Below are 15509 nucleotides of genomic sequence, written 5' to 3'. Positions count from 1 at the left end.
AGCTGCGGTTACCCCTGTCTCTGTCCTGACCCCTGTGCGGGTTCCTTGCCTTGTGTCTGCCCGCCAGCCTTTGGCTTGCGGTTGTCACGGCGGCCCTGCCATGATCCGTTGCCCTTGCGCTCCAGGGCAGGCTTGAGCCCTGAGTTAAGCTCTCTGACCAGATCTGCAAAGGGCTGATTCAGTGCGGCACGGCGTCCGATGATCACAAAATCCGCACCGGATGGTACGGCTTCGTCCTCAAGTTGCGCAACAGCCGCGCGCAGCCGTCTCTTGATCCGGTTCCGCTCGACCGCATTGCCGGTCTTCTTGGTCACCGTATAGCCGACGCGGGCGGGACCTTCATCGGCGCGCTTCAGGCCCTGTAACGCAAAAGCGCGCCGGTCTGTCCGTCCACCTTTGGCGACGGCCAGAAACTCGGAGCGCTTTTTAAGAGTTTTCATGTGCTGCGGCGTTCTGAAATCCAGAGCCTCGAAAGGGTGGTCCGAAGCGCCGCTGCGGGGCGCTATCAGGCGCTCAGGCTCTTGCGGCCCTTTGCCCGGCGGCGGGACAGGACCAGACGGCCATTCTTGGTCGCCATACGTGCGCGGAAGCCATGACGGCGCTTGCGGACGAGGCGGCTGGGTTGATACGTACGCTTCATTTTTCTATTCCGCGCCGTCGCGCGGCCCTTTTATTTGAAACTTGAGGCTGGATGCATCCTGCCGCCACAAGGCAAGCCTGCTCCATGAGACAGGCCGGATGCCGGTCCGAGTCGAGCGCGCTTATACGAGGGCTCTGGCGGTGAGTCAACGCAGAACCGCCTTTTCCGGCGCCATTGCATGGCTTTGCCCTGCCTGCGGGCCGAAGGGGGCAGGATTTGCACAGCTGGCTCAGGTTCTGCCGCGCATCTGATTCCTGTGCCTGCCGGCCAGCCCGGGGGAATCGCCGCGCCGCAATGGCTTGATGGCGGGGTAGCTGACATACCGCTTGCGCCGGGTTATAAAGCTGAAGCAGGTGCTTGGGGCGGATGAGGGGCGCTGGAGCAGAGTGATGAAGCACGAACAGCCGCCCATGGTGCCCGGAGGGGCCGTTCCGCCCGCCGGAGAGGGGCTGCCTGCCGTCCAGCCCGCGTCTGCCCCCACGTCTGCCCCCGCGTCTGCTTCTGTCCCCGCAGGTGGCGCTGTCCGCCGCCGCTCGGCGGGCCTGTCTGCCAAGCTTCTGCTCCTGACAGTGCTCTTTGTCATGCTGTCGGAAGTCTTTGTCTATGTGCCGTCAGTTGCCAATTTCCGTAACACCTGGCTGAAGGATAAGCTCAACACCGCCGGTGTGGCTGCCGCCGTCCTGTCCGAAACCAACACCATTGCACCGCGCCTTCAGGAAGAATTGATGCGGGTGACGGGCGCCGTTGCCATCTCTCTCACCCATAAGGGCCGCCGCAGCCTGATCGCCATGAGTGGCCTGCCGGAGGAGATCCGCTATGTCATCGACATGGAGGAAGAGACGCCCTGGAGTGCCATCCGCGACAGCGTTGCGGTGCTGTTCTCCGATGGCTCCGGCCTGATGCGTGTCAGCCAGCCGCTGCCGATGGGCTCCAGCGCCGGAGATGATGTGCAGAAGGTGGATATCGTTCTTCCGGTTTCGATGCTGCGCAAGGACATGCTGGCCTTCTCGGGGCGCATTCTCGGGCTGACGCTGATCATCTCGGTGATTACGGCAAGCCTCGTCTATCTGGCGCTGCGCTGGATGTTTGTGCGCCCGCTTCAGCGGCTGTCGGCGTCCATGGCCCGCTTTGCCGAAGACCCCGAAGATACGGCGCGGATCATTGTGCCGGGCGGGCGTGATGACGAGATCGGTGATGCGGAGAAGCGGCTTGCGGACATGCAGACGGCACTCTCCCGCGCTCTGCACCAGAAGCAGCGGCTGGCTGATCTTGGTCTTGCCGTGTCCAAGATCAACCATGACCTGCGCAACCTTCTGGCCTCAGCGCAGCTGTTCATGGAGCGTATCGAGCATGTGCCCGATCCGACTGTGAAGCGGCTGGTGCCGAAGATCCTGGCAACGCTCGACCGTGCGGTGGGCTACACCCAGGCCGTGATGGCCTATGGCAAGGCACGGGAAGAGCCGCCGCGCCGCCGTCTGATCCGCCTCGAACGGGTGGTGAGCGACGTTGCGGAGCTGCTGGCGCTTGCCGAGCATCCGGACATCGAATTCGAGAGCCGCGTGGCCGAAGGCTTCGAGCTGGAGGCAGATCCGGAGCAGCTGTTCCGGGCGCTGGTGAACCTGTGCCGCAATGCCGTGCAGGCGATGGAAGCGGGCGCAGATGCCGCCCATGTCTGCCGCCTGACCATTGAGGCGGCGCTGATTGATGGCGACTGCCTCATCCGCGTCAGGGATACAGGGCCCGGCATTCCGCCTGCCGTGCGGGCCGGTTTGTTCCGGGCTTTCCAGAGCGGTGCCAAGAACGGCGGCACTGGCCTTGGGCTTGCCATCGCCCTTGAGATCGTGCGCGCCCATGGCGGCCGCCTCGTTCTGGAAGATACAGGGCCCGGCACCACCTTCTGTATCCAGCTGCCCCAGCGCGCCGCGCCGGAGGCGTGACAGGCTTTCGACAATCCTGACCCGCTGAGACCCGTCGGTCTCTCTGCGTCCTGGTATTCAGCGGCAAGTGTTTGGCGGATCGAGGCGTCAGTCATCACGGCGGTGTGGATGCTGTTCCGGTCTCTCGAGCAAATCAGGTTGAAAGTTTTTGCGAAAGCGCGGCCGCAGGGCCCTTTGCCGGATATGTTATCCACCGCCATGCACAGCGGCTTGCCCGTCATTTTTCCGCAAGAGACTGGGGTTTTCCGGTGCCTGATAAAAAAACTCAAAAACGCCCCTTGCATTCCGGCCGGGAGGCCGGTAGATACCGCCTCGTTCGCAGCCGCCGCGGCAACGCGGTGAACGAACAGCTGTCCGGTTCCTTCAACGGTTTATCCAGAAGGCCAGCAACCGGACACTGCCTCACACAGGCACTGCGCGCCCGTAGCTCAGCTGGATAGAGCACCAGACTACGAATCTGGGGGTCAGAGGTTCGAATCCTTTCGGGCGCGCCATTTCTTCCCCCTGCGAAATCACCCAAGACAGTTCAGGCAACGAAATAGACTTGCCGGGCGCAGTTTTTCTCGCGCTGAGGCGTTGACCTCGAGTGTGTCTGGGCCTTGGGCGGGCTCGCGCCGCCTGAATGCCAGGTTTCGGCGGACAACATTTGAGCGAAACAGCAAAATCCCCCGAAGCCCGCCAGCTTCGGGGGATTTGTGTTTCAGTCTGCCGCTATTCTCAGATGCTGAGGCAGAGGTACTTCATTTCGGTGTAGTCCTCGAGGCCGTAGCGGGAGCCTTCGCGGCCCTGGCCGGACTGCTTGATGCCGCCGAAGGGGGCGACTTCGGTGGAGATGAGGCCGGTGTTGATGCCGACCATGCCATATTCCAGCGCCTCGGCGACGCGGAAGATCTTCGACACATCGCGGGAGTAGAAATAGGAGGCGAGGCCGAACTCCGTGTTGTTGGCCATGGCGATCACGTCCGCCTCGGTGTTGAAGCGGAAGAGCGGGGCGACCGGGCCGAAGGTTTCCTCGCGGGCAATCTTCATGGCCGGGGTCACGTCGGTCAGCACCGTCGGCTCGAAGAACAGGCCGCCGCGCTGGTGCGCCTTGCCGCCCAGCATCACCTTGGCGCCCTTGGAGGTGGCGTCGGCGATGTGATCGTTGACCTTGGCAAGGGCGGCGTCATCAATCAGCGGACCGGCATTGACGCCTTCCTCGAAGCCATCGCCCACCTTCATGGCCGAAACCTTGGCCGCCAGCTTTTCGGCGAAGGCGTCGTAGACATCCGCATGCACATAGATGCGGTTGGCGCAGACGCAGGTCTGTCCGTTGTTGCGGTACTTCGAGACCATGGCGCCCTCGACGGCGGCGTCGAGATCAGCGTCCTCGAAGACGATGAAGGGCGCGTTGCCGCCCAGTTCCAGCCCCAGCTTCATGATGTTGTCCGCGCCCTGACGCATCAGGATGCGGCCAACCTCGGTGGAGCCGGTGAAGGTGAGCTTGCGCACCTTGGCGTTGCTGGTGAACTCCTGGCCGATGGCCGGTGCATCGGTGCCCAGGATCACGTTGTAGAGCCCGCCCGGAAGGCCGGCGCGCTCTGCCAGAACGGCGAGGGCCAGGGCGGACAGCGGGGTTTCGGCGGCGGGCTTCGACACCATGGCGCAGCCGGCTGCCAGCGCCGGGGCGAGCTTGCGCGCCAGCATGGCATTGGGGAAATTCCACGGCGTGATGGCCGCCACCACACCCACGGGCTGCCGGATGACGATGATGCGCTTGTCCGGCTGATGACCGGGGATGGTGTCGCCATAGACGCGCTTTGCCTCTTCGGCGAACCACTCCATGTAGGAGGCGCCATAGAGGATCTCGCCGCGCGCCTCGGCCCAGGGCTTGCCCATTTCCATCGTCAGGATGGTGGCCAGATCATCCGCATTGGCCACCATCAGATCGAAGAGCTTGCGCAGCACGGCTGCCCGGTCCTTGCCCGTCCGGGCGGCCCAGGCAGCCTGCGCAGCATGGGCGGCGTCGATGGCCTGCGCGGTTTCCTCGCGGCCCATGTCCGGCAGGGTGGCGATGACCTCGCCATTGGCCGGGTTGGTGACCTCGAAGGTGGCGCCGCTTTCGCTGGCCGAGCGCCAGGAGCCGTTGATATAGGCTTTGTCCGTGGCGAGCGAAGCATCCTTCAGGCGGGACAGGAGAGAGTTGGAAATCGTCATGGTTCAGCCTTCCTTCGCGCTGAGGAGCGCAGCTTCGAGAATGTCCAGCGCCTCGCTGAACACATCATCGGGAATGGTGACGGGCGCAAGGAAACGGATGACGTTACCGTAGACGCCACAGGTGAGCAGGATCAAGCCGCGCTCCAGCGCCTTTTCGCGCACCCGGTTGGTGAACTCTGCGTCGGGGGTGGAGGTTCCCGGAACATTGAACTCCACCGCATTCATGAAGCCGGGGCCGCGAACGTCGGCAATCTGCGGCACGCTGGCGGCTAGGCCGGAGAGGCGCTGCTTCAGCCGGTTGCCGAGGTTGACGGCGCGCTCGCACAAGCCCTCTTCCTCGATTACTTCCAGCACGGCAAGACCTGCGGCAACGCCAATCGGGTTGCCGCCATAGGTGCCGCCGAGGCCACCGGGTGCAGGGGCATCCATGATCTCGGCCCGGCCCGTGACGGCGGCAATCGGGAAACCGCCGCCGAGGCCCTTGGCCATGGTGGTGATGTCCGGCACCACGCCGTAATGCTCCATGGCGAAGAGTTTGCCGGTGCGGGCAAAGCCGGTCTGCACTTCGTCGGCAATCAGCAGGATGCCGTGCTTGCGGGCGATCTCCTGCAGCTTTTCCATGAAGGCGCGCGGCACTTCATAAAAGCCGCCCTCGCCCTGCACGGGCTCGATGATGAAGGCGGCGACGCGGGCCGGGTCCACATCCGCCTTGAACAGTTTGTCGAGCACGGAGAGCGTATCCTCTATGGAAACGCCATGCAGCTCCACAGGGAAGGGCACGTGGAAAACATCCGGCATCATGGCGCCGAAACCGGCCTTGTAGGGCTGCACCTTGCCGGTCAGCGTCATGCCCATGAAAGTGCGGCCATGGAAGGCGCCGGTAAAGGCGATGACGGCAGGCCGGTTCGTGGCGGCGCGGGCAATCTTGACGGCATTTTCCACCGCCTCGGCGCCGGTGGTGACGAAGATGGTCTTCTTGGCGAAATCGCCGGGCACGGCGGCATTCAGTTTCTCGGCCAGCGCCACATAGTTCTCGTAAGGCACGACCTGGTGGCAGGTGTGGGTGAAGCTGTCGAGCTGCGCCTTCACGGCCTCGATCACCTTCGGATGCCGGTGGCCGGTGTTGACCACGGCAATGCCTGCGGCAAAGTCGATGTAGCGGCGGCCTTCCACATCCCAGATCTCGGCATTTTCGGCCTTGTGGGCATAGACCTGCGTCGTCACGCCGACACCGCGTGAAATGGCAGCAGCCCGCCGGGCCGCGATCTGTGAATTCTGCATCTTCATCTCCAGACAGGGAAACATGGCAAAAATTGCCAGTCCGCACCACCGGATCAAAACTCTACATTTTTTCTGTAGAGTTGCAATCCCGTTCATGCCACTTCTTAGTGGCTCGTGGATTCGAACAGCGGAGCGGCCAAGGCTATGACAGAACCGGTGCGTTTCAAGATCGCCGAAGCGGCGCGCATGGCCGGCGTATCTGCGTCCACGCTGCGGCTGTGGGAGAGCCAGGGCCTGATCGAGCCGCTGCGCACGGACAAAGGGCAGCGGCTCTACAGCGAGGCGCATGTGGAGCAGCTGAAGAAGATCAGCTGGCTGCGGCAGGAAAAGGGGATCAATCCGGCAGCCATCCGCGAGGGGCTGGCGGAGACGGCGGGTAAGCCATCCCGGCAGCGTAAGGCCGTCCGCCGTGCCGCTGTACCGCAACTGGGGCCGAAGTTCAGGCATCTGCGGCGCGAGGCCGGGCAGACGCTTGGGCAGGTGAGCGCCGCCATCGCGGTCTCATCCTCCGTTCTGTCGACCTTCGAGCGAACCTCGCAGGGCCTGTCACTGAAGGCGCTGCGCGATCTGGCTGGCCATTTCGGCACAACGCTGGCAGCCCTTACGGGCACGCAGGGCGGAGGTACGGGCGAATCTCTGGTGCGCAGCGGCACCTGGGCCAGCTGGCCGCCCACGGCTTCGGGGGTGGTGGTTCAGGTGCTGGCGGAAGGGCCATTCCAGATGGAATGCCACCGCTTCGTGCTCGCCCCCGGCGCATCCAGCGAAGGCGCCTATGCCCATGAGGGGGAGGAATTCGTCCATGTGCTGTCGGGAGCGCTGGAGATCATTCTGGAGCAGGACCGTTTCATCACCCTGCAGGCGGGCGATTCCTTCTATTTCGAAAGCCGCCGCCCGCATTCCTGGCGTAATCTCAGCGACGGCGAGACCGTGCTCCTGTGGGTCAATACCCCGGCGTCGTTCTGAGGAACCTGAAGGCGAAAGGGAGGCCGGGAGGGAACGGCCAGTATGGTGCGGTGGTGCCGCCCCCTCCCGTCCCGGACGGGCGTTACCGCCCGCCGGTCAGCATGCGGTAGCGGTACTGGTCCGCCACCACGGCAAGGATGAGCAGCCCGCCCAGCAGAACCATCTGCATGTAGGAGCCGATCTGCATGATGTTCATGCCGTTCTGGACCAGCACGATGAAGAAGGCGCCCAGCACCACATTCTCCACCCGGCCAATGCCGCCGCGCAGCGACACCCCGGCGATGACGCAGGCAGCGATGGATTCCATGGCAATCGTGCCGCCCAGATTGGTCTCGCCGCTTTCCACACGGGCCGTCAGCAGGATGCCGGCGATGGAGGCAAGGGCGGCGCAGATGAGATAGGCGATGAAGAGCGTGCGTGCGGTGTTGATGCCGGACAGCTGCGCCGCTTTGATGTTGCCGCCGATGGCATAGATGCGGGCACCCGTGCGGGTGCGGTTCATCAGCACCCACATTACCGCAATGGCAACGAGCGCCACCAGCACCGGCACCGGAACGCCCGCCACCCGGCCGAAGCCGAAGAGGTCGCCGAACTCATAGGGCAGGTTGCCGACCGGGACGCCGCCGGTCAGAAACAGGGCGGCGCCCGCGCCGGCCGATTGCACGCCCAGCGTCATGATGAAGGGCGAGACGCCGAATTTGGCAACGCCGAAGCCGTTGACCATGCCAATGGCCAGCGCGGCGGCGAGACCGGCGAGAAGGCCGGGCAGGATCACCAGCCATCCGGCATCGGGGAAGAGGCCGCCCAGATGCACCATGATCATGGCCGAGACGACCGAAGTCATGGCGATGGCGGTGCCCACCGCAAGGTCGAAGCCGCCGGTGATGAGCACGGTCATCTGCCCCAGCGACACGAGGATGAGGTACACCGACTGGCGCGCCACATTGGTCAGATTGCCAAGCGTCAGGAACTGCGGAGAGGCGAGGGTGAAAATCACCACGGCGGCGGTCATGAACAGGGGCAGAACTCCGGTTCGGAGGAACGTCTCCCGCGCAAGCGAGCCTGCGCGGCTGGGCAGCGTTCTGGCCGCCATGGGGGCGGTCCCGGCGTCGAGCGTCATGCGGCATGCCTTTCGTTGCTGAAGAAGGCGCGCAGAACCGCCGCCTCGGAAATCTGGGTCTGATCGAATTCGGCGGAGATGCGCCCTTGCGAGAAGACGATGAGCCGGTGGGCGAGGTGCATCACTTCATGCAGGTCCGAGGAGATGACGACGACCGCCTTCCCCGCTTCCGCCACCTGCTTGATGATGCGGTAGAGTGCGGCGCGCGTGCCCATGTCGACGCCGACGGTCGGCTCGTCGAAGATGTAGATCTCCCGGTCTTCGGCAAAACCCTTGCCAAAGAGGATCTTCTGCTGATTGCCGCCGGAGAGGCTGGAGGCCATGCGGCCCATATAGGCATCCGCCAGATCCACCTTCCGGCCAATGCGGCCCGCCTCCGCCGACAGGCGGGAGGGGGAGAGCAGACCGGCGGCGCTGCGCATGTCCGCCCGGTCCATCAGCGCCAGTTTTAGGTTGTCGCGGGTGGTGGCGCCCAGCACCAGGCCTTCGCTCTTGCGGTCCGAGGGCAGGTAGAAGATGCCTTCACGCAGCAGGCGGCGCACCGGCTGCCCCGTCACATCCCGGCCCTTCAGCCGCACCTCGCCCGCCTCGATGCGGTTGAGGCCCAGCATGGCCCGGAAGCAGCGGGATTTGCCCGAGCCGACCAGCCCGGCGACGCCCAGCACTTCGCCTGCGCGGATATCAAGATCCACGCCCGCAACCCCCCAGGCATGAAGGCCGCGGATGGAGAGCACCGGTTTGGGGACGGCGGCGCGGGTGATGGCCGGATAGATTTCGTCCACCGGGCGGCCCGTCATCATCTCCACCAGCGCCTTTTCGCTGATGCCTTTGGCATCCACCGTGCCGATCAGCCGCCCGTCGCGCAGCACGGTGATGCGGCTGGCGATGGCCTGAAATTCCTGGATGCGGTGGGAGATGTAGACGACACCCACGCCTTCGGTCACGGCAGAGCGTATGAAGGCGAAGAGCCGTTCTGTCTCGCGCTCGGTCAGTGAGGCTGTGGGCTCGTCCAGAATGAGAATGCGCGCCTTGCGGTGCAGCGCCTTGGCGATTTCCACCATCTGCTGTTCGGCGCGGGAGAGCGACAGCACCCGGCGGCTCACGTCTACCTCGAAGCCGAGGCGGGCGAAGAGGGCGTGGGCTTCGCGCCGCATGGCACGCCGGTCGATGAAGGGGCCGCGCCGGGGCTCGTCGCCCAGATAGATGTTCTCGGCCACCGTCATGGTGGGCACCAGCGAGAATTCCTGAAATACCGCACCGACACCTGCGGCCTGTGCATCGCGCACGCCCACAAAATGCACCGGCTCCCCGTCAATGCGGATCTCTCCGGCGCTGGGCTGGTTCACGCCCGCCAGGACCGAGATGAGGGTGGACTTGCCCGCGCCGTTCTCGCCGAACAGCACATGTACTTCCCCCGCTTCCAGCGTGAAATTCACGCCATCAAGAGCTTTCACACCGGGATAATGCTTGGCTATCCCGGTCATCTCGACGAGCGGCTTCCGGTTCACGGACATCTGCCATTCTCCTTCAGGACTGTGCCTGTGGTGTCTTCCGGGCTGTGTGGATATCGGGAGGATTTGTTCCTCTGCCACGGCGCTTCAGCCCTCCTCCCCACCAGGGGGAGGGGGGCGGCAGGCGTTTTCCCGGAAAGCAAATGCGTCATTGCGGGCGGAGTTCGAACCTGATGTATGAATCCGCTGGTCATTGAGGGGCGGTGAGGCGCAATGTCACCAATGGCGCCTCACCATCCGCATCACTCCACCGTAAACACCGGCTTGAAGCCGTCCGGGGGCAGGATGCTGGTCTTGGAGACTGTGGCGATGTTGTCACCATCCACCACGAAGATCTTCGGACCCACGTGCTTGATCAGCTCCTTGCCTTCCAGGGCGCGGACGGCCTGATCGATGGCGATGCGGCCCTGGATGACCATGGAGTCGGCGGGGGCGGCGGCGATGAAGCCGCGCTTGATGCCCTCATAGACGCCCGGTGTCATGTAGAAGGCGAGAAGATCCACCTTGCCCTTCAGTCCGCGCTCGCGGATGAGGCCCTGCGCGGCTTCGGCGGTGACGGCGGTTCCGGCGATGTAGCGCACGTCCGGCTCGGCCTGCAGCACGTCTTCCACCAGCTTCAGCTGGGCTTCCTTGCCGGTGTCGCCATATTTGGGGTCCAGAATGGTGAGGCCGGAGTCCTTCACCGCGTCCATGAAGCCCTTGTTGGCCGCTTCCACCCAGCCGGCGCCTGCCGGACCGGGGAACCAGCCCACCTTCACCGGATCGCTGCCCTTCGGGTGCTTGGCGGCAAGGTATTTTCCGGTCTCGAAGCCCATGGTGTAGAAGGAAACGAGGGACTTGGCGGTCAGATCCGGCGAGGACATTCCGTTTACGACATCGATGACCGGGATCTTCTTGGCCGCCAGTTCGGTGACGAGGTTGTTGAGCCCGTCATAGGAAATGGCGCCGATCACAACAGCCTGCGCCCCGCCGGCGACGCAATCCTCGATCTGCGAGATTTGCTTGGCGAGCTCCGTGTAGCCCCCTGCTTCCACGAGCGTCATCTTGACGCCGAGGTCCTTCGCCTGTTCGGCAACGCCATAGTCCACGCCCAGCCAGTAGGCATCCTTCATGTGCGGGAAGGAGACGCAGATCCTGTAAGGCTGGCTGGCCTTTTCGAGCGGCGTGTATTTCACGTCAGAGGCTTTGCCGTCTGCCAAGAAGGCAGGGGTGATCTCGGTGGCATCATAGGGATACCAGGTCTCGGCCAGAGACGGGGCCATCGAGGCAAGCAGGATCATTGAGGCCAGAGGCCCCTTGAAGGCAGTGCGTGTCATGTTGTCTTCCCCGGTTGAAAGGTTGCGTCTTGTTTTTGTTATGCGAAGTCAGAAAAGCGCCCTGATGCGGCTGATCAGCTCTGCCCGTTCCCTGCGGGCTTTCAGGGCACCCTCCATGTCCACCTGGACAAAGCGGGTGGGGGTGTTCGGCTGCAGCTGGCCGATCAGGTCCATGTCCGCCGAAATCACCGTGCCCACCATGAAGTAGCCGCCGCCCGACACCGCATCGCGGTGCAGGATGATCGGCTCGCTGCCGCTGGGCACCTGAATGGAGCCATAGGGGTAGCAGCTGTCGACGATGTTGGACGGGTCGGAGCCTGCGCCGAAGGGCGGCTGGCGCGGCACGAAATCCAGCGGGCGCCCGCCGCGGAAGCGGTAGCCCATGCGGTCGGCTTCCGGAGCCACCTTCCATTCATCGGCAAAGAAGGCCTGCTGCGCCTCTTCCGTGATGCGGTGCCAGTAGAGCCCCGGCAGCACGCGCAGCTCCGCGGGGGTGCCCGGCTTGCGGCGCAGGTCTTCCGGAATGGTCCGCCCGGCCGTGCTGGCTCCGGCGTCTCCCACCGGCAGCTCGTCACCGGCGGCAATCGCCCGGCCGTTGAAGCCGCCGAGGGCACCGATGGCATAGGTGGAGCGGCTGCCGAGCGCCAGCGGCACGTCGATGCCGCCCGACACGGCGATGCAGATGCGGGCGCCGGATTTCAGGAAGTCGAAGCTGAGCACCTGTCCGGCCTTCACCGCAAAGGCGGTCCAGCCGGGCCTGGCTTCGCCGTCAAGCTTCACCGGCATGTCCGCACCGGTGACGGCGATGGTGGCATCGCGGGTGAACTCCAGCTTGGGGCCGATGAAGACCGCCTCAAGACCCGCAGCTCCCTCGTCATTGCCCACCAGCAGGTTGGCCGCCCGCATGGCAAGCCGGTCCATGGCCCCGCCAATGGGGATGCCGAGATGGAAATATCCGGGGCGGCCGAGGTCCTGAACCGTGGTGGCGAGGCCGGGATGGAGAACCTTAATCGCCATAGAGGACGCCCTCCAGTTTCTGGTTGTAGCCGTCGATGTCCTTGCTGAATTCGGTGAGGTCGAAGCTCACCTCGCGGACCGGCGGTGTGAAGTGCCCCTTGGCCACCTCCTCCACCGCCGTGTCGTAGCCATCGCGGTCCACCGGCTTGAACTTGACGATGTCGCCCGGGCGGAAGAACACCATGAAGTCCTTGAGGTAGCTCGTCTCCTGCGCCGGGTCGTAGATCGGCATGGGGGTGATGCCGAACATCTGGTAGCCGCCTGCGCCGCGCACCGAATAGATGCAGCCGAAGCAGCCGCCATGGCCCACGGTCAGCCGGGGCGTGTCCGTGCGCGGGCGCAGGTATTTCGGCACCTCGATCTGCCGCTGCCGCTCCACCATCTGGTACATGAAGGGCAGGCCCGAGACGAAGCCCACCATGGAGACGAACCAGGGCGAGCCGGAATGGGCGGTGATGAAATCACTCACCGTGTCATAGCCGTTGATCCGGGCGGCATAGTCGAGGTCGGTGCCCGTTGGGTCCTGATGACGCTCGCGGAAACGCATCAGCGTCTCATGTGTCCACGGGTCATTGTAGAACACCGGGATCTCGACGATGCGGGTGCGGATCACTGGTTCGGCTTTGGCAGCGGCGGCCTCGATGGCCTTCACCTCGCGCATGAGGTCGTCCGGATGGATCACATCCGGATTGAACTTCACCTGAAACGAGGCATTGGCCGGGCAGATTTCCGTGACGCCGCTGATGCCCGCATCTCGGATGCCATTGGTCATGGACAGGGACTGGAAGAAGGCATCGAGGGACATGTCCTCGCTGCATTCCACGAAGAGGTGCTCGTCACCGCCGAATGTGTAACGCATCGCCATTACGCAACCTCCTCAAGTCCGGCATCCGGCTGGAAGCTCTCTTCGAGCCAGGGTTCCAGGAAACGTGTGTGAACGGCGCCCGTCTTCACGCTGTCATCGCGGCACAGGGCCAGATGCAGCGGCACGGTGGTTGCCAGCCCGCCGATTTTCAGGCCCTTGAGGGCCTGTTCCAGCCGGGCCATGCAGGCCGCCCGGTCCGTGCCATGCACGATCAGCTTGCCGAGCAGGGAATCGTAGAAGGGCGGCACCGTGTAGCCCTCGTAGAGCATGGTGTCGAAGCGGATGCCCTCGCCCTCCGGCACGCTCAGGCTGGAGATGGTGCCGGGGCCGGGGACGAAATTGCGGGCCGGGTCTTCCGCATTGATGCGGCATTCGATGGCATGGCCCGATAGGCGGATGTCCTCCTGCCGCAGGCTCAGCTTTCCGCCGCCTGCAATGCGGATCATCTCCTGCACCAGATCAACGCCGGTGATCATCTCGGTCACCGGATGCTCCACCTGGATGCGGGTGTTCACCTCGATGAAATAGAAAGCGCCTGCGTCCTCGTCATAGAGATACTCGACGGTGCCCGCGCCCTTGTAGCCAACCGACTTTGCGAGTGCGACAGCACTGGCGCAGAGGGCATCGCGGATATCACCGGGCAAGGTGGAGGAGGGGGCTTCCTCCCAGACCTTCTGGCGGCGGCGCTGCAACGAGCACTCCCGCTCGAACAGGTGAATGGCATTCTCGCCGTCACCCAGGATCTGCACCTCCACATGCCGGGCGCGCTCGATCACCTTCTCGATATAGAGCCCGCCATCGCCAAAGGCGGCTTTTGCCTCGGCGGAGGCAAGCGGGAACTGGCGCTCGAACTCTTCCATGCTGGCGGCAATGCGGATGCCGCGCCCGCCGCCGCCTGCTGCGGCTTTGATCATCACCGGAAAGCCGATGCGGGCAATGACGGCGCGGGCTGCATCGATATCTGCTATCAGAGCATCGCTGCCCGGCACCGTCGGCACACCGGCGGCGGCTGCCACTTCGCGCGCCTTCACCTTGTCGCCAAGCAGGCTGATGGCTTCGGCGCTGGGGCCGATGAAGATCAGTCCCGCATCTGTAACGGCCTGCGCGAAGGCGGCATTCTCGGACAGGAAGCCGTAGCCCGGATGGATCGCATCAACGCCGGCCTCCTTTGCGGCGGCTACGACGCGCTCGATGTTGAGATAGGACCTGGCGGCGGAGGGCGGGCCGATATCGATGGCCTCATCCGCAAGCTTCACCGCCAGCATGTCCGCATCGGCAGCGGAGTGGACCTGCACGGTGCGCAGGCCCATGGCCTTTGCCGCCTTGACGATCCTGACGGCGATCTCGCCCCGGTTGGCCACAAGGAGGGAGCGGATCGTCATGCGTCAACCTCTGCCAGCACTTGCCCCGCCATCACCGGCTCGGCATCTTCCACGTGGAAGGTGATGTTGCTGCCGGACAGGCCAGCCGGAATCTCGTGGAAGGTCTTCATCACCTCGATGAGGCCGATCACATCCGCCTCGCCAACGCTGGCACCATCTTCCGCGAAAGGCGCGGCCTCGGGGGAGGGCTTGCGGTAGAAGATGCCCGGAAGGGGCGATCTGATCTCGATCTTGCTCATGCGCTTCTCCGGAAGGTTTCTTTTGCGAGTTCAGAGACGGGAATGATCTTGATGCCGGCGGCCTTCAGGCCCTCGCGCATGGCCAGGCCGATTTCCTGCGCGCCGAGCGTGTCGGAATGGAAGCAGATGGATTCGAACGGCACCTTGATGTCGGTGCCGGTGACGGTCGTCACCACGCCCTCCTGGCAGGCGCGCACCACCTTGCGGGCAATGGCTTCCGGGTCGGGGCGTCCCACGTCGCGGGTGAAGACGATGGAGCCGCTGTCGTCATAATCCCGGTCGGCATAGAACTCGCGGATCACCGGCTGGCCCGCCTCAAGCGCGGCGGTTTCCGTGGCCGAGCCCGACATGCAGAAAACGAAGGCGTTCGGCGCCACGGTCTGCATGTAGGTCATGAACAGCTGGGAGAGTTCGGTGTTGACCGCCATCTCCATGTAGAGCGCGCCATGCGGCTTCACGTGCTGCAGGCTGGCGCCATGGCGGCGGGCAAATTCGCGCAGCGCGCCGACCTGATAGATGATGTCGTTCAGCAGCTCGCGCGCCGTGCCGTCGATCCGGCGGCGGCCAAAGCCCTTGAGGTCGTTGTAGCCGGGATGCGCGCCGATGCCGACGCCATGCTCCACGGCCATGCGGACGGTGCGGTCCATCAGGTTGGGATCGCCTGCATGAAAGCCGGTGGCAATGTTGGCCGAGCTGATCAGGCCCATCAGCGCTGCATCCTCGGTATCGCCGATGCGCCAGCGGCCGAAGCCCTCTCCCAGATCACAATTGATGTCGACAGCTTCGAGTGCCAATGTCCGCCCTTTCACCGCCTGCCTGCCTTTTGAGCAGGAAGGTGGGGTGCCTCTGTTTTCGTCAGAGATGACGCTAGGCGAAAAAAGAGCGTTTGAAAATTTTTATGTTTTGCGCTTCTCTATCTGAAAAGAAGAACAATGCTGCCCATGCAGCTGGGGAATTAGAAAATAGAAATCAATAAGATGCCGGTTCATGGGCAGAGTTCGACAACTCACTGCTCAAGATGAAGGCGCTCTCATCTGAAAAT

General features: G+C 64.1%; 14 protein-coding genes and 1 tRNA gene. 3 read left to right on the top strand and 12 right to left on the bottom strand.

Annotated features, from left to right (window positions below; genetic code table 11):
- Nucleotides 1-8 precede the first annotated feature (8 nt).
- Both rnpA and rpmH read right to left on the bottom strand, forming a co-directional pair.
- The gene (gene rnpA, locus V6L75_RS14700; RefSeq protein WP_334252235.1) at nt 9-440 is read right to left on the bottom strand and encodes a ribonuclease P protein component; all 432 of its coding nucleotides are present in this window, start codon (nt 438-440) and stop codon (nt 9-11) included.
- 65 nt (nt 441-505) lie between these two features.
- Nucleotides 506-640, bottom strand: a complete 135-nt coding sequence (rpmH, locus tag V6L75_RS14695; RefSeq protein WP_026355454.1) for a 50S ribosomal protein L34 — start codon at nt 638-640, stop codon at nt 506-508.
- Between the two features lie 389 nt (nt 641-1029).
- Between rpmH and V6L75_RS14690 the strand changes: the two genes are divergently transcribed.
- Complete coding sequence (locus V6L75_RS14690; protein WP_334252234.1) at nt 1030-2577, top strand: sensor histidine kinase; 1548 nt, start codon at nt 1030-1032, stop codon at nt 2575-2577.
- Nucleotides 2578-2994: 417 nt separating this feature from the next.
- Nucleotides 2995-3071, top strand: a tRNA-Arg gene (locus V6L75_RS14685).
- A gap of 223 nt (nt 3072-3294) precedes the next feature.
- On the opposite strand, the gene V6L75_RS14680 is transcribed toward V6L75_RS14685, so the two are convergent.
- Nucleotides 3295-4773, bottom strand: a complete 1479-nt coding sequence (locus V6L75_RS14680) for an NAD-dependent succinate-semialdehyde dehydrogenase (RefSeq protein ID WP_334252233.1) — start codon at nt 4771-4773, stop codon at nt 3295-3297.
- A 3-nt stretch (nt 4774-4776) separates the two neighbouring features.
- Entirely contained in the window at nt 4777-6054 is a 1278-nt protein-coding gene (locus V6L75_RS14675) for a 4-aminobutyrate--2-oxoglutarate transaminase (protein WP_334252232.1), read from the bottom strand.
- A gap of 144 nt (nt 6055-6198) precedes the next feature.
- On the opposite strand from V6L75_RS14675, the gene V6L75_RS14670 reads away from it, so the two are divergent.
- Entirely contained in the window at nt 6199-7017 is an 819-nt protein-coding gene (locus V6L75_RS14670; protein ID WP_334252231.1) for a MerR family transcriptional regulator, read from the top strand.
- Nucleotides 7018-7099: 82 nt separating this feature from the next.
- Here the strand turns inward: V6L75_RS14670 and V6L75_RS14665 are convergent, their stop codons facing one another.
- The 8 genes from V6L75_RS14665 to V6L75_RS14630 form a co-directional block, all read right to left on the bottom strand.
- Nucleotides 7100-8137: an ABC transporter permease gene (locus tag V6L75_RS14665; RefSeq protein ID WP_425498797.1), complete on the bottom strand. Its 1038-nt coding sequence runs from the start codon at nt 8135-8137 to the stop codon at nt 7100-7102.
- A complete protein-coding gene (locus V6L75_RS14660) occupies nt 8134-9651 on the bottom strand; it encodes a sugar ABC transporter ATP-binding protein (RefSeq protein ID WP_334252230.1) in 1518 nt (505 codons plus the stop codon). Before V6L75_RS14660 ends, V6L75_RS14665 begins: the two co-directional genes overlap by 4 nt.
- A gap of 239 nt (nt 9652-9890) precedes the next feature.
- Entirely contained in the window at nt 9891-10964 is a 1074-nt protein-coding gene (gene torT, locus V6L75_RS14655; RefSeq protein WP_334252229.1) for a TMAO reductase system periplasmic protein TorT, read from the bottom strand.
- A gap of 48 nt (nt 10965-11012) precedes the next feature.
- On the bottom strand, nt 11013-11981 hold the full coding sequence (locus V6L75_RS14650; RefSeq protein ID WP_334252228.1) for a 5-oxoprolinase subunit C family protein: 969 nt from the start codon (nt 11979-11981) through the stop codon (nt 11013-11015).
- Nucleotides 11971-12846 (bottom strand): 5-oxoprolinase subunit B family protein, encoded by an 876-nt coding sequence (locus tag V6L75_RS14645; protein ID WP_019963365.1) that lies wholly within the window; start codon nt 12844-12846, stop codon nt 11971-11973. The genes V6L75_RS14650 and V6L75_RS14645 overlap by 11 nt, the downstream gene beginning before the upstream one ends.
- Complete coding sequence (locus tag V6L75_RS14640; protein WP_334252227.1) at nt 12846-14228, bottom strand: acetyl-CoA carboxylase biotin carboxylase subunit; 1383 nt, start codon at nt 14226-14228, stop codon at nt 12846-12848. Before V6L75_RS14640 ends, V6L75_RS14645 begins: the two co-directional genes overlap by 1 nt.
- Nucleotides 14225-14467 (bottom strand): acetyl-CoA carboxylase, encoded by a 243-nt coding sequence (locus tag V6L75_RS14635; protein WP_334252226.1) that lies wholly within the window; start codon nt 14465-14467, stop codon nt 14225-14227. The genes V6L75_RS14640 and V6L75_RS14635 overlap by 4 nt, the downstream gene beginning before the upstream one ends.
- Nucleotides 14464-15261: a 5-oxoprolinase subunit PxpA gene (locus tag V6L75_RS14630; RefSeq protein WP_334252225.1), complete on the bottom strand. Its 798-nt coding sequence runs from the start codon at nt 15259-15261 to the stop codon at nt 14464-14466. The genes V6L75_RS14635 and V6L75_RS14630 overlap by 4 nt, the downstream gene beginning before the upstream one ends.
- Nucleotides 15262-15509 lie beyond the last annotated feature (248 nt).

This window comes from Pannonibacter anstelovis, from assembly GCF_036881715.1.
Classification (GTDB): domain Bacteria; phylum Pseudomonadota; class Alphaproteobacteria; order Rhizobiales; family Stappiaceae; genus Pannonibacter; species Pannonibacter anstelovis.
The sequence above is the reverse complement of the archived record's forward strand: the minus strand, read 5'-3'. Positions and strand labels throughout refer to the sequence as shown.